At 44.4% G+C, this 14,833-nt stretch carries 12 protein-coding genes, 1 tRNA gene and 1 pseudogene; 5 read left to right on the forward strand and 9 right to left on the reverse strand.

Annotation, left to right across the window (positions count from 1 at the left end; translation table 11 throughout):
• Nucleotides 1-63: 63 nt before the first annotated feature.
• From ACNPNW_RS14840 to ACNPNW_RS14850, 3 genes and pseudogenes are all read right to left on the reverse strand, one after another.
• Nucleotides 64-139 (reverse strand) — tRNA-Val (locus tag ACNPNW_RS14840).
• Between the two features lie 493 nt (nucleotides 140-632).
• Complete coding sequence (gene elsL / locus ACNPNW_RS14845) at nucleotides 633-1,166, reverse strand: cell wall-recycling L,D-carboxypeptidase ElsL (RefSeq protein WP_448767098.1); 534 nt, start codon at nucleotides 1,164-1,166, stop codon at nucleotides 633-635.
• Between the two features lie 125 nt (nucleotides 1,167-1,291).
• Nucleotides 1,292-1,645 (reverse strand): annotated as a pseudogene (locus tag ACNPNW_RS14850) (YbaN family protein); the annotation flags it as partial.
• 87 nt (nucleotides 1,646-1,732) lie between these two features.
• Here ACNPNW_RS14850 and ACNPNW_RS14855 point away from each other — a divergent pair.
• The 3 genes from ACNPNW_RS14855 (at nucleotide 1,733) to dapE (ending at nucleotide 4,131) form a co-directional block, all read left to right on the forward strand.
• Nucleotides 1,733-2,608: a DUF1853 family protein gene (locus ACNPNW_RS14855; protein WP_044111493.1), complete on the forward strand. Its 876-nt coding sequence runs from the start codon at nucleotides 1,733-1,735 to the stop codon at nucleotides 2,606-2,608.
• Between the two features lie 112 nt (nucleotides 2,609-2,720).
• The gene (locus ACNPNW_RS14860) at nucleotides 2,721-2,873 is read left to right on the forward strand and encodes an entericidin A/B family lipoprotein (protein WP_004280704.1); all 153 of its coding nucleotides are present in this window, start codon (nucleotides 2,721-2,723) and stop codon (nucleotides 2,871-2,873) included.
• A gap of 121 nt (nucleotides 2,874-2,994) precedes the next feature.
• Nucleotides 2,995-4,131, forward strand: coding sequence for a succinyl-diaminopimelate desuccinylase (gene dapE / locus ACNPNW_RS14865; RefSeq protein WP_044111491.1), 1,137 nt, complete (start codon nucleotides 2,995-2,997; stop codon nucleotides 4,129-4,131).
• Between the two features lie 65 nt (nucleotides 4,132-4,196).
• On the opposite strand, the gene ACNPNW_RS14870 is transcribed toward dapE, so the two are convergent.
• From ACNPNW_RS14870 to pilG, 6 genes are all read right to left on the reverse strand, one after another.
• Nucleotides 4,197-4,655, reverse strand: coding sequence for a hypothetical protein (locus ACNPNW_RS14870; protein WP_044111490.1), 459 nt, complete (start codon nucleotides 4,653-4,655; stop codon nucleotides 4,197-4,199).
• 3 nt (nucleotides 4,656-4,658) lie between these two features.
• A complete protein-coding gene (locus ACNPNW_RS14875) occupies nucleotides 4,659-9,110 on the reverse strand; it encodes a hybrid sensor histidine kinase/response regulator (protein WP_448767099.1) in 4,452 nt (1,483 codons plus the stop codon).
• Nucleotides 9,111-9,277: 167 nt separating this feature from the next.
• Nucleotides 9,278-11,350 (reverse strand): methyl-accepting chemotaxis protein, encoded by a 2,073-nt coding sequence (locus ACNPNW_RS14880; RefSeq protein WP_004645841.1) that lies wholly within the window; start codon nucleotides 11,348-11,350, stop codon nucleotides 9,278-9,280.
• 46 nt (nucleotides 11,351-11,396) lie between these two features.
• Entirely contained in the window at nucleotides 11,397-11,933 is a 537-nt protein-coding gene (locus ACNPNW_RS14885; protein WP_004280709.1) for a chemotaxis protein CheW, read from the reverse strand.
• A 5-nt stretch (nucleotides 11,934-11,938) separates the two neighbouring features.
• On the reverse strand, nucleotides 11,939-12,307 hold the full coding sequence (locus ACNPNW_RS14890) for a response regulator (RefSeq protein WP_004280710.1): 369 nt from the start codon (nucleotides 12,305-12,307) through the stop codon (nucleotides 11,939-11,941).
• A 25-nt stretch (nucleotides 12,308-12,332) separates the two neighbouring features.
• Complete coding sequence (gene pilG, locus ACNPNW_RS14895; RefSeq protein WP_004280711.1) at nucleotides 12,333-12,716, reverse strand: twitching motility response regulator PilG; 384 nt, start codon at nucleotides 12,714-12,716, stop codon at nucleotides 12,333-12,335.
• 286 nt (nucleotides 12,717-13,002) lie between these two features.
• Here pilG and ACNPNW_RS14900 point away from each other — a divergent pair, with 286 nt between their 5' ends.
• Both ACNPNW_RS14900 and ACNPNW_RS14905 read left to right on the forward strand, forming a co-directional pair.
• A complete protein-coding gene (locus ACNPNW_RS14900; RefSeq protein ID WP_004645843.1) occupies nucleotides 13,003-13,650 on the forward strand; it encodes a hypothetical protein in 648 nt (215 codons plus the stop codon).
• A 51-nt stretch (nucleotides 13,651-13,701) separates the two neighbouring features.
• Nucleotides 13,702-14,829 (forward strand): efflux RND transporter periplasmic adaptor subunit, encoded by a 1,128-nt coding sequence (locus tag ACNPNW_RS14905; protein ID WP_448767100.1) that lies wholly within the window; start codon nucleotides 13,702-13,704, stop codon nucleotides 14,827-14,829.
• Nucleotides 14,830-14,833 lie beyond the last annotated feature (4 nt).

Here is a 14,833-nt window from a genome sequence, read left to right on the forward strand (position 1 = left end):
CAGGCCGGTATTCTAACCAACTGAACTACCGCTGCAACTATAAGGTCTCAACATGAAAGAGCTTGGTGGGCGCTGACGGGATCGAACCGCCGACATTCTGCTTGTAAGGCAGACGCTCTACCAACTGAGCTAAGCGCCCTTTCTAAACGTCTATCATCGTTTGATGGGTGCATTATAGAGAATCTGCACAGCCTGTCAAACGCTTTTCGGAATGTTTTCCACTTTTTAGGTGTGAGTGATTAAAAAATAGGTTGTTTGTTAAAAAAAACAACACTTTTTGTTTATTTTTTAAGTCTCTACCGAAATTTTTTAATTTTCAAAATGAAAATTGAAGCGAAATTTTGTGTTTTACCCTGCGAAGTTTCAGTCTAACCACACGACATATTGCAATTCTGATTAAGGATTATACAAAGCTTTAAAATACTCGACGTTGTGTTCATGTAATCTTTCAACTGTCATTTATTTTTATTCAGAAAATGCCAGTAAATCTAAGCTTCAAATAATCATTTAACCCATTCCATGCGATAAAAATACCATCTGGATCAGATTAATCAATCTTTTATGCTGTCTCCACCAAGCAGATTCAGTCCATAAAAACAAAACCATTTTCACATAATCTTAAAATCTAACTTTTATTCGCTTTTCGAAACATTCAGCCTGCCCAGATCTAATGCCTGTTCTGAAATATAGACCAGTGCATCTTCACTGATCAGGTCAAATAATTCAGCGACCTCCGGATTACGCATACGGATACAGCCGTGCGACAGCGGCTCTCCCATCTTTTCGGTTTCTGGGGTGCCATGAATATAGATATAACGCTGATAGGTATCGCAGCCCTCGCCTTGATTAAAACCCGCTTCAAGGCCACTCAGCCATAAAATGCGCGTCAGGATCCAGTCCCGCTGCGGGAATTCTGCCGCCAATTGAGGATTATAAATTTCACCCGTCGCCTGACGTGCGACAAATACACTATTTAAGGGAGCATTCTGACCAAACTTTTCAGCAATCTTGTGCCAGCCACGAGGAGTCTTGCCACTATTTTCAGTTTCACCAATGCCATTTTTGCCACTGGAAATCAGATATTGCTTGTTTAGACGGGGCAGATACAGTTTTTGTTGGGCAAGATCAATCAGGATAGCGGCTTGATCCAGATGCAAGGTATTCATGACTTGTTATTCTCAGACTTTATTTTATTTGGCTTTATAGGGTTTAACTGATTATCTTCAGATGGCGCTGTTGGTAGATCTGTCTTTTCTGGGTCAACTGTATTTTGCTGAATAATGATCTGATTCGGTTCAGGGCGTCGCCATAACCAGATCGCGACGATCAGCATCGTAATATTGGTAAAGGCTTTTACGGCCAAGGGTGCAGTAGTAAACAGCATGATGATCCCGCTGATCAGCATCATGATACTGGCCAGCCATTTGGCCTTACGCGGTACAGTACCGTGGGCACGCCAATCTCTTAAGGTCGGACCATATTTGGGATGATTCAATAACCACTCATCCATTTGTGGCCAGCCTTTGGATGAGGCCCAGGCGGCCAGAATCAAAAAGACCGTTGTTGGCATACCCGGCAGGATTGCACCGATAAAGCCCAGGATCACAAACAGCACCACCAGACTTCGCCAAAACAACACTTTCATACATCAACCCTAACCGCAGAATTCAGGTAGTATAAAGCGTTTTCCGATACTGTCCGTTGTATTTCTGCACTTTTCACAGGTTGTACTATGCCCTTTTCCAGTTTAAACCAAAATCTTGTAGAGGCATGGCAACGTTATCAACATCCTCTGGTGCGTCAACTGGCATTCGCTGTCGGCAGTCCGAATATCCTGTCCGGCATTCCGGATGAACTTGAGCTTATACATCACTTTGAACTGCATGAAAGCCAGGCCTGGCAGCACTATCTGAGCCGTTACCATCCACGTTTAGAGTTTCTTGATCAGCATCCAGAAGAATTAATCGAATTTGTGCAGCAACTGAAAAGTACGCGTTTAGGGCTGCGCTTTGAAATGCTGATCTGGTTCTGGTTACTCGATGATGCCTATCATCCGTATCAGCTGCTTGCTCATAGTCTGCAAAAGATTGAAGGCGCCAAAACCCTGGGGGAGCTAGATTTTCTGTTATTAAATACTGATACAGGACAGATTGAACATTGGGAAGTGGCATTGAAATATTATCTGGCCGAAGCAGATTTTAGCCTGCCGCATTGGTATGGCCTAAACCGCACCGATACTTTAATCAGAAAAATGAAACATTTCACACAAAAACAATTCCAGTTTGATGAGGCTTTGCAGCATCCCATTCAAAGACGGTTTTGCGTCCTCAAGGGACAGCTGTATTTGCCTACACATCATGCCGATCAGCCAATTCCCTCATGGATCAATACCGAGCGTCGTCTGGGCTTATGGGGACAGCATATTCCTGCTGCACAGCACGGTTTCTATCGTCTGCAACGACATGAATGGATTTATCCGCAAGCCCGGCCGAGCAGTTCAGCTGCGATCTGGTGGACGGATGGACTTTATAAAAAACTCGATAGTGATGACTTTTATATGTATCGCAATCCGGTGCTGATCCAGCATCCATCGCATAAGCCCCTATAAAGCATTACATTTATTAACCGAAGCACTATGAAAACCACATATTTTTTAGAGCGTATATTTTCTACTCTAAGTCCCACATCATAATAATTTTATTATTGATTATACGGAGATGATGATGAAAAAAATTCTTGCTGCTTCATTAATGATGGCTTTTGTATTGACTGGCTGTAACACCGTAAAAGGCATGGGCAAAGATGTGTCTAAGGCTGGCGATGCGGTAACCAATACTGCTGAAAAAACCTCTGACGAAATCCGTCAAAACTAGTTTTTTCCTAAACGCTCACAGAACCCTATCTCAGATAGGGTTTTTTTATATCAGTCGTTCACATTCACGTCTATATTCGCCTATTATAGAACCGAAAAAATTATCGACTGTTGAATACCGTATGAGCTCTTCCGCTACCCTCGATTTAAGCCTGCAACTATTACGTCAGCCTTCTGTCACACCGATTGATCATGACTGCCAGAACATCATGGCTGAACGTTTAAAGAAGATTGGTTTCAACATTGAATCCATGCGCTTTGAAGATGTAGATAATATCTGGGCACGCAAAGGCACAGAAGGTCCGGTCTTCTGTTTTGCTGGCCATACCGATGTCGTGCCAACCGGTAATCTGGATGCCTGGAACTCAGATCCTTTTTTACCTGAAATCCGTGAAGGCAAACTTTATGGTCGTGGCAGTGCCGACATGAAGACCGCTTTAGCAGCTATGGTAGTTGCCACAGAACGTTTTGTAGAAAAATATCCAGACCATAAAGGCTCGATTGCCTACCTGATCACTTCAGATGAAGAAGGCCCGTCGATTAATGGCACGGTGAAAGTGATTGAAACACTGGAAGCGCGTAATGAGAAAATCACCTGGTGTCTGGTCGGTGAACCGTCTAGTACCAATACATTGGGTGATATTGTCAAAAATGGCCGTCGTGGTTCAATAAATGCCAACCTGACTGTAAAAGGCAAACAGGGTCATGTGGCTTATCCGCATCTGGCCGTCAATCCGATTCATACCGCTTCCAAAGCCATTGCTGAACTGTGCGACACAGTCTGGGATCATGGCAACGAATATTTCCCGGCGACGACCTTCCAGATTTCCAATATCAATTCGGGTACAGGCGCAACTAACGTAGTTCCCGGCACCATGAACCTATTGTGCAACTGGCGTTATTCAACTGAAGTGACCGCTGAAGAACTTAAAGCACGTACTTTAGAAATTCTGGATCGTCATGGTGTGGATTATGACATTTCTTGGACTTTATCTGGCCTGCCTTTCCTGACGCCAGTTGGTGAACTAGTAAATGCAGCTAAAACCGCCATTCTGAATGTGACGGGGACTGAAACTGAACTATCGACTTCGGGCGGTACCTCAGATGGCCGCTTTATTGCCCCTACCGGCGCACAGGTACTGGAACTTGGCGTATTGAATGCCACGATTCATCAGATCAATGAACATGTCGATATTGCAGACTTAGAGCCATTGGCTGAAATCTATGAGCAGATTCTCGTGAATTTACTTGCCAATTAAGTAAATTCATAACGCAATAAAAAAGGAACTCCATGGAGTTCCTTTTTTATATTTTATAGCCTGGATTACAGCCCGATTGTAGCCTGAATATTGGTCATATTCGGAATATGGAACAGCTGTTCGTTCATGCGCACATATTGAAAGATGGCAGGATCATTCACCGGCTGATCGACATCGACCACTTCGGAAATACGAATCCGGATGGTTTTCGGCATTTCATTACACATCAGGGCAAAGCGCTGAGTAATTTCATCCCCCTCAATCACCAGTGCCACCCCATTTTGACGTGACGGATCATTCACTGCATAGACCGGTAACTGTGCCTCATGCCATTCTACAGTTTTGACCTGAGTATTGCTATCCAGTGCTGACAGGACAATGTTTTGTGGCAATAACATCGGATCTTTGCCATGACAGTCAATAATATAGGCATCAATAAATCCGGTCGATACCGTAATCAGATGCTGAAGTTCCTGCTGGCTAATCTGATCAGCCATTTTATTGCTTGAATTGGTCTGACTCATATATTACCTCTGTTTTTCAGCAATCAGTTGCTGGATATTGGCCAACAGTTCCGCTTCCTGGAACGGTTTACCCATATAGTGCGTTACGCCCAAGCTGAATGCACGTTCACGATGCTTCTCACCGGTACGTGAGGTAATCATAATAATCGGCAAGTCACGGTGAATATCATGGTGACGAACCAGATTGGTCACTTCGAAACCGTCCATGCGCGGCATTTCGATATCCAGCAACATCAGATCCGGTCTGACGTTTTCAAGCTGCTCGATCGCATCTACGCCATCTTTGGCAGTGACAATATCATAGCCTTGACGTTCAAGCAGACGCGACGTCACTTTACGTACAGTCACCGAGTCATCGACAATCATCACCAGACGACGTGCATTTGAATTACGCGAACCATCACGCTGATCATTCAGCTGTTTGACACGCTGTGTCGCCTGAATCTGGCGGGCAACATTCTGTCCATCGAGAATCAGACAGACCTGACCATCACCCAGAATCGTGGCACCGGCCACTACCCCGACGTTGGCAAACTGCTGTCCAATCGGTTTTACTACAATCTGCGCTCGTGAACCGACCAACTGATCGACCAGCAAGGCAATGGTTTGACCACTATTACCTTTAATCAACAGCACCGGCAATGAATGACCAACATTATTCAGACGTGGAATCGGCTGGTTGCCAACAAACTCAGACAGATAACGCAGCTTATAGTTTGCGCCATCGATCTTGAAATAGTCATCTTTACTGTTGAAATAGCTTTCCAATGTGGTCGGTGCAATACGCACAATTCGGTCAATCTGCGCCAGAGAAATCGCATATTGCTGATCGCCCACTTTCACCATCAAGGCATCGCTGACCGCTACGGTCGTCGGTACGCGAATCGTAAAGACCGTACCCTTGCCCAGTTCCGAGCTCACTGACACATGGCCGCCCAGTGATTTGATCTCGCTTTGTACCACATCCAGACCGACACCACGACCAGAAATCTGGGTCACTGCTTTCGCGGTACTGAAACCAGGATGGAAGATAAATTGCAGGATTTCTTCCTGATCAATGACTTGATCCGCTTTGATTAGATCCAGACTCAGCGCTTTTTCACGAATCTTCTCCGCATCGATCCCCTTACCATCATCACTAAAGGACACGATTACATCGGTTCCCTGACGGCTGATGTTCAAGACAATAGAACCGACTTCCGGCTTGTTCAGTGCGATACGATCTGCAGTATCTTCCAGACCATGGTCAATCGCGTTACGCAGCATATGCTCAAATGGGGTGACCAGTCGCTCGAGAATGTTACGATCCAGTTCACCTTCGGTATTCTGTACGATCAGTTCTGCAGGACGGTTCAAGGTGGTCGAGGTTTGACGCACGATACGCTGTAAACGCGGCAACATCCGATCAAATGGAACCAGACGGGTACGCATCAGGCTTTCCTGAATCTCGGCCTGAATACGGGATTGTTGCAATAACAGACCTTCAGTTTCGCGAATCTTGTCGGCCAGTGTACTCTTGAAGTCGACCAAATCCGATGCAGATTCTGCCAGTGATTTGGACAGCTGGTTTAGAGAGGAATATTGGTCCATTTCTAGCGGGTCAAAGTCGGCATAACGCGAATTCTCTGAACCATGTTTGGCAATAATCTGTGATTCCAGCTCGCCTTCCATTCGACGTAACTGATCGGCAAGACGCTTGATCGCCAGTTCCATCTCGTTCAAGGTATTGCCCAACTGACCCAGGTCCATCTCGATACGCGAACGGTTAATCGAGTTCTCACCGGACAGGTCAATCATCTTCTCGACCAGATCAGCAGAGATACGGATCATCTCGTTATTACTATCGCTGGTACCGCTATTCGCCCATTCACCCATCATCTGTGGCGGTTCAGTACCATCACCTTCAACAAAGCCGAAGTCGGTGCTGACTACAAGATTATCTGTTTTCGCCAGACGCTCAGGCAACTGTGCAGTAACGTCCACATAAGCAATCTTTTTCAGACTACTGTGCAGCGGCTCAAAACCGCTATAGTCGCGTTGGAAAATCGCCTGTCTTAACCAGACCAGCGTTTTCTGCAGTAAGCCATCATAGGCATTTGAGTTAAATTGATAGACCGCAAACTGTTCGAAAGTCGTTTCCAGCTCATAGGCAATACTGGCCACTTCTTCAACATCTACCATACGTGCGCCACCCTTGATACTGTGGGCAGCACGCTGTAATTGCAGCAATAAACTACGGTCACTACGCTGGTCAAACCATTGACTGAGGAGCTTCTCGGCATTCGCCAGAATCTCTTCGGATTCTTCGAGGAAAGATTCTTCAACAATCGATTTCAGCTCGTCTTCTTCAGAACGTTCTACTGGTGTGTCTTCAATAGGCTTAGGAGATTCCAAGATTTCCAGTAATTCTTCAGCTTCAGCCAGATCAGTCGCAGGCTGTTGAGTCGCTGTGGATTCTTCAAGTTGCGGCTCAGAAATTGATGTCGCTTCGACCTCTGCAACTTCAACTACAGCGCCCATGCTTTGAACAGCAGCAACAGCTTGTCCAAACACCAGCGCCTGAATATTTTGCAAAATCGCAATCGCTTCTGGTGCAGGATAATCAATACCGTCTTCCCGAATCGATTGAATACGATCGGAAATGTTGTCCTGTACCAGACGGACAATCTGGATTAAAGCAGGTGTCACGGCAATTTGCTGACGGATCACACGCTCATAAATACTTTCCAGTTCATGCGCAATCAAACCGATATGCGAAGCTGCAATCATGTTTGCACCACCTTTTAAGGTATGCAAATGACGCATCAGATTGTTCAGTGAAGTCGTATCATCCTGTTTTTTGCTCCAGGTATTCAGATCTTCATCAATGCCTGCGAGCAATTCATCCGCTTCTTCCAGGAAGATACTTAATAATTCTTCATCAAAATCACGGTTGGTTTCAGTACTTTGCTGCTGCTGACGATCCGCAGCGATGCGTTGGCTCAAGCCAGCAAAATCGACACTGCCAGTCGCAACAGTTTCAGCCACCTGTGTGGCCTCTGAGCTTAGCTCAACATTCTGATTGGTATTATCTTCAGCAAATATTTCCAGATCCTGCTGCACAAATGCAGACAGTTCACTGAGTATTTTTTGAATTTCATCATTCAGAATGACGCGCTGTCCTGCGGCCAAGGTATCAAATAAATGAATAAATTCCTGGTGCGCCTGTGCGAACAATTCATAGGCATAATCGCTATTTAGCAGTACTGGCTTTTCAAGCAGCGCATCATAAGCCGATTTCAGATCGGCAGTGAATTCATGAATTCCCTGCGCTGCCCGGCTTTCTGTATGTGCTAGCAATTCTGCAGCCTGCTGGCTAAGTGCCTGAATATATTCCGGATAATCGACTTGGGCGCGTTTATCAAATTCAAACTCGGCATCCAATAACAGATCAATATCCAGCTCAACCAGTTTGGACACCAAGCCTTGCGTCTGAATGCTATTGGTTTCAGTAACTGCAAAGCCATAATCATGCCAGACACGCTCAAAGGTGGCGTATACCGCATCCAGTTTTGCAGTATTGCCCTGACGTAGCAGGTGCAGATAGTCACTCACGAACTCCGCATACTGAATCAGCAAAGCAGTTTCTTTTGAAGTAGAAGCAATTTCATCCTGTAGCAAAGTTTTGAACAGATGTTCCACCTTGGAACTGGCTTCAAAAATCTGGTCAATCTGCGCCATGGATGAACTGCCGCGCAAAGTATGAATCGCACGAATCAGCGCATTATAATCTTGTGATTTTTCATCTTCAGTGCGAAGGAAGGTAGCAATCGTATCCAGATGCTCTTCTGCTTCTTCAATAAAGATCGCCACAGTTTCTTCGATATCACTGCGAACCGGTACTTCTACTGGCGCTATTGTTAGCTCAACTTCACTTGGCTCATTGTCTGCAAGCTCAAGACCTGTCATCTGACCTTCAGCGGTCAAATGATCTGCCAATGCCAGTAATTCTTCCAATGCAGGTTCAGGCGAAATTTGTTGTTGTAATTGTTGTCCCAACAGCACCATTGGACGCAGATCGAGATCCAATTGCTGTACATGTTTGAATTTTGGATATAAAGCATATTGATAGACATTCAGTACCGCTTGGGCAAATTTCTGTACCGTCGGTGTTAGCTGAATCGAACCGGACAAAACCCGGTTTAAGGTATCTTCAACCGCCCAGGCCATTTCCCCTGCCGATTTTGCCCCGACCATGCGGCCTGAACCTTTCAGGGTGTGAAAATGGCGGCGAATGGTCTTCAGATTTTCTTGATGATCTGGATTGCTCAACCATTCTGGAAATAAAGCATTTAACTCAACGAAGATCTCTTCGATTTCCTCAACAAAAATTTCAAGAATTTCTGCATCTTGGTCAAGATAACTATCTTCAGGAAGCGTTGTCGTTTCAACTAAATTTTTTAATATTTCTTTCATAGCTCATGCTTCTTACGTTATGCCGCCAAGAAGGGCGCTCAAACTTAATTGTGACCGTCACGCGATACCTAACGTATGAAGTTAAGTACATCTTGTCGAGGCTTTATCTGTATTTTCTGAATGTGTCTCAACCGCGGTCAAGACACATTTCCCCATCATGTCTGACTTTATTCTGGTAGTTTAAAGTCAGATACAGATTCACGTAATGCATCGGCCATGTTTGCCAGTTCAGATACTGAACGTGCTGTATCGAAGGTTGCACTGGTGGTTTGCGAGGTAATTTCCTGTACGACATTCATCGTGGTCGCAATATGACCTGCAGATGCTGACTGCAGTTTCGCAGCATCAGAAATGTTCGCAATCAGTTTCGCAAGGTTGTTCGATACTGTTTGAATCTCATCTAGTGCTACACCGGCATCTTTAGACAAGTTCGCACCACGTACAACTTCCGATGTAGTTTGTTCCATCGAAATAACGGCTTCGTTCGTATCCGTTTGAATGGTTTTTACCAGGCCTTCAATCTGCTTGGTTGCAGAAGCTGAACGTTCCGCAAGACGCTGTACTTCATCGGCTACGACCGCGAAACCACGACCTGCTTCACCGGCCATCGACGCCTGAATCGCTGCGTTTAATGCCAGAATGTTCGTCTGGTCAGCAATATCGTTAATCAAGGCTACGATGTTACCAATTTCCTGAGAAGATTCACCCAAACGTTTAATACGTTTTGAAGTTTCCTGAATCTGTTCACGAATCGTGTCCATACCCTCAATCGAGCGATGTACGACATCCGCACCGTTTGCAGCAATTTGTACTGAACGCTCTGCTACCACCGCTGATTCATCGGCGTTGGCAGATACCTGGTCAATCGACAGTGCCATTTCGTTAATCGCTGCAGAAGCACCAGCAATTTCTTGTGCCTGATGCTCAGATGCTTCAGCTAACTGGTTGGTAATGCTTTGTGTAGTTGCAGTATATTGCGCAACTTCTTGTGAAGTTTCAGTAATACGCGATACCAGGTCACGTAACTGGTCAATCGCAAAGTTAATCGAGTCGGCAATCGCACCGGTAAAGTCTTCAGATACTGTTGCATATGAACGCAAGTCACCATCTGCAAGATCGGCGATCTCATCCAGTAAACGTAAAATCGCATTCTGGTTACGGTCATATTCTTCTTGTAAACGGCCTACACGCTGCTTATCCGACAAGCCACGCAGAGAAAGCAACTTGAATACACACAGCAAGAAACCGACTAATAATGCGATTAGCAGGACTGCCGGAACAACCGTTTTAAGACCTGAGTTACCCGATAATTTATTCAGGTTATCCAAAAGCACATCAGATTGAGAAAAAATAGATGCGGCTGCCTGACGAACTTTTACGATCTGTGTAGAGTTTTTCAGAATAATCGCTGATGCAGACTCGAGTACGTCATCATATTCAGCCTTGATACCTTCCAGAGATTCACGCAGAGTTGGATCATCAATACGCTGTACACCCAGTTCAGCAGAACCATTTAACTGTGCATTCAGATAAGAACCAAAAGTTTCGGTATCGGCACTGAAGTCATCCGCAGATTCACGTGAACCATCATTACCTGTCAGTACCAAACTGATTGAACGTAAGATACGTTCTGCAATGAATACCTGGTTTTTGGCAATAACCACCTGGTTCGATGGCATATCTTGACGTGCCATCTGGTCGACCATCAAGTTATATTCCGCCTGAATCCCTGGAATCGCTTCACCAATCGCGATGTTGGTGTCGTATAACTGGTTAATAATTTTTTGTTGCGAGGTAATCAGATCAATACTGCTGGATACTTCTGTCCACTGTTTATCAACAGCTTGCAAAGCATCATTGTTAGAGTGAATACTTTTAACTGTCTCAAGGTTTTCAGCAAAAGCTTTTTGCGAGTCAGTCAGGTTCTTCATGGCCTCAGGGGTACCCGAAGCTGTCGCTTCAGTCGCTTGGCGCGAAATCGTTTGCGAGAGGAGACGCAAATCACCCAGACTTTGAGTGAGCTCGTTGGTACGTGGAACACTATAAAAAAGATACAATAAAGTGATCAGTGCGGCTAAAAGACAGCCTGCTGCCCCATAAATCAGCGGTTTTGATTTTTCACTATCACCAAATACACGTGATAACTGATCTACCTGCGTTTGAATCTTAGCTAAAAAAGCATTACCGCCTTTGCGGCCAGTGCTCTCACCTGTATTTTTCTTTTTAAGTTTAAAGCCCATGCAGCCTCTCCCCGGTTGACGCCTTGCTTAGTTTCGAGCGCGACATTTAATTTATAAATTTTATAGATGCGTTCATAAATTTTGGATTTTGCAACAGACGACTGAATAAAAACACATGCCACTGCTGGTTGTGCTGATGGAAAAACCCCTGACAATATTCTTGTAAGTTTTTATCCAATTCAGATTTCTTCGAAAAGAAACTTTTCTTATTGAAATGTTGTATACCCAAAACTTGATCTACGACCAAACCCACATACTGGTCATTATGGTTGATGCATAATACTTTTTGAGTCGGTGAAAATTGACTGCTCTGCCCTGATACGTACTGCGTTAAATCAGAAACCGATAACAGTCTTCCCCGGATATTCGCCAGACCCAACACCCATGCTTGCGTCTTGGGTACCGGCGTATATTCTGGGGGATAAATCACTTCTGACACTTCCCCCAGTGGGGCAACAAAATATTGCCCCATCATCTCAAAAGCAATGCCCGACCATCGGTTAACTTCATTGCCATTGGAAACGTAGTTTTTATTCCCCCGTTTCGCAATGCGAAGCAATTCGATAAATCCATTTGCTGCCATAGAGCTTATCCTGCATTGAGGTGCTGCTTAATTACATCTATTAATTGTTTTTCATCGACTGGTTTTGTTAGATAATCCGCTGCGCCTTGACGCTTGCCCCATACACGGTCAGTGGCCTGATCCTTAGTACTCACAATCACGATTGGAATATGTTTGGTCGTTGCACCACGTGCAATCTGGCGGGTCGCCTGAAAACCATTCACGCCCGGCATAACCACATCCATCAGGACTAGGTCCGGCAATTCTGCCTGTGCCATGGTGACGCCATCTGCGCCATTGGCTGCTTCAATCACCTCAAAGCCGTGTTTAGAAAGAATCTCTCTAAAGCGAAAAGTTTCTGTCGGTGAGTCATCCACAATTAGGATACGTGCCATGCCAATTCCCCAAAAAAATCAAATATTAAGCACTAATATGGTTACGGATTGCATTGAGCAATTCATCTTTACTAAAAGGTTTAGTCAGGTATTCATCTGAACCCACGACACGACCTTTGGCCTGATCAAATAAGCCATCTTTACTCGATAGCATAATCACAGGAATATTCTGGTAATTCTGAGAGTTTTTGATTAAGGCGCAGGTTTGATAACCATCCAGGCGCGGCATCATAATATCTACAAAAACGATATCTGGATTTGCTTCGGCAATTTTTGACAAAGCCTCAAAACCGTCTACTGCAGTAATGACCTCATAACCTTCGCGTTGAAGAAGAGTTTCCGCAGTACGACGAATGGTCTTTGAGTCATCAATAACCATAATTTTTAGATTTTGGAATTTATCGTCCATTTGTTTAACCCTTCCCATTTTAGAAACTATATGCCATAAGGCTCATAGGATTATTTTATTACGATCGATAAACATTTTTAACATAAAGTCACTTGTATTATCAATGAACATTTTCTACACAAGTAGACAAAATCATTTATTTTTAATAACAGCTTCACATTTTCTTATCGTTATTGGTTTTTTTTTGACTAACGGTAGTTTTTTATTGATAAATTTAAGTCTAATATAACAAGATTATTACTTTAAAATAAGTAATTTAGTCAACTTTAAATTCGGGGAGCCAATGATGAGTCAGTTTTTAAGAAAACTTGCTGTCATTGATAAAAATAAAATGACTGGTCAATTCATTGTTGTTGTGCTGCTACTGTTACAGGTGAGCTTAACGTGTGCGAGTAGTAACCAACTCCCGCAAAAAGCCACTTGGTATCGTTATTATGACAGCAAGGGTGTGGCCAATATCAGTACTAATGTCACGCCAAATCATATCCGTTATGGTTATGAAGCACTTGACCAGAATATGCAGGTGATTAAGCGTGCCCGTCCTTATAATGCCGAAGCGGATATCAGGCAAGCGCCACAACGTGCCCAACAGGCGCAGCGAATTGCCGAAGATCATAAACTCAAGCGTGCTTATAACAATAGCCAGACCGCTTTACAGAAAAAGAATGACAGCCTGGTCCAGTTAAAAAAACAGATTGATTTTCAGCAAGAACAAATGAAGCAACTGCAAAAAGATCGGGTCATGTTTGTGCGTCAGGAACGTGAATATTTACGTAAAGGTAAAACCCCACCGGCACAGCTGAAAACAACATTAGACAATAACCAGAAAAATCTCGCTTCCCAGAAAGAAAATATTCAATCTTTACAAAGTCGCTATCGAAATCTGGAAGCAGAATACGACAAAATTATCGCCCGTTTAAAAGCACTTGAATAAATACAAATAGCTAGCCGTGGTTTTGATCCATAGCCAGCTAAAAGGACTCATATGCAAACTGCACCGCATTCTCATGATTTAAATATGCCTTCCCCGCGCTCTATCCTGATCATGAGTGCACTTTGCTTAAATATGTTTTTAGTGGCTTGTGATAAAAATGAACCCGTACAGCAAACCGAAACAGCCAAATCCATTGAAGTCATTCCTCAAGATCTAGTTGCAGTTCAATCTGGCAATTCAGTTCAAAAAACCGCATTCACCGGCACCATTCGTGCAGTCAATCAAAGCAGCATACAGTCACAGGTCTCTGCTACTGCCACCAGCGTAAACGCACAGGTAGGTCAAACAGTTGCCAAGGGACAAGTGCTGGTACGCCTGAATAATCAGGACAATGCAGCTCGTCTGGCACAGGCGCGTGCGAATCTGGCCTCAACTCAAGCGCAAGCCAATCAGGCGCACAACATGATGCAGCGTAAAAAGCGTCTGCTCGATCAGGGGTTTATTTCAAAAGTAGAATATGAACAAAGTCAGGTCGATTATCAGGCCCAGCTTGAAAATGTCCGCGCCCAGCAAGCCAATGTCGATATTGCCCAGAAAGCCGATCGTGATGGCACCATGACCAGTCCGATCAGTGGCGTGATTACGCAACGTCAGGTTGAACCGGGTCAAACCGTTGCCATTGGACAAACCCTGTTTGAAATTGTCGATCCGAAACGGCTGGAAATTCAAGCACGCGTACCTAGTGATCTGCAATCAGGTTTAAGACTGGGCAGTCAGGTCGAATACAACATTCAAGGTAATCCAAATCGGCTCACTGCCGTAATTAGTCGGATTTCCCCCATTGCAGATCAGGCCAGTCGCCAGATCGAATTCTTTGCCACGCCGAATGAAACCATTCCTTCGCTAAGTATCGGCTCCTTCGTTGAAGGCAACATTCTGAGTTCACAACAGATTTCTGGCCAGCTGATTCCATTAGATACTATTCAAGACATTCAGAATAAACCTTATGTCTGGATAATACGCCAGAATAAAATTATCAAAGTCAATGTTCAGGTACTAGAACAGCGTTATAGCGACAACATTGCCGTGGTTCAAGGACTGGAGAGCAGCGATCAGGTCAGCCGGGTTAAGTTTAGCGAAGCCGATCTGCAAAAAACTGTCACCCTTCGCGCCAACTAAAACC

It is taken from the genome of Acinetobacter endophylla, from assembly GCF_053543775.1.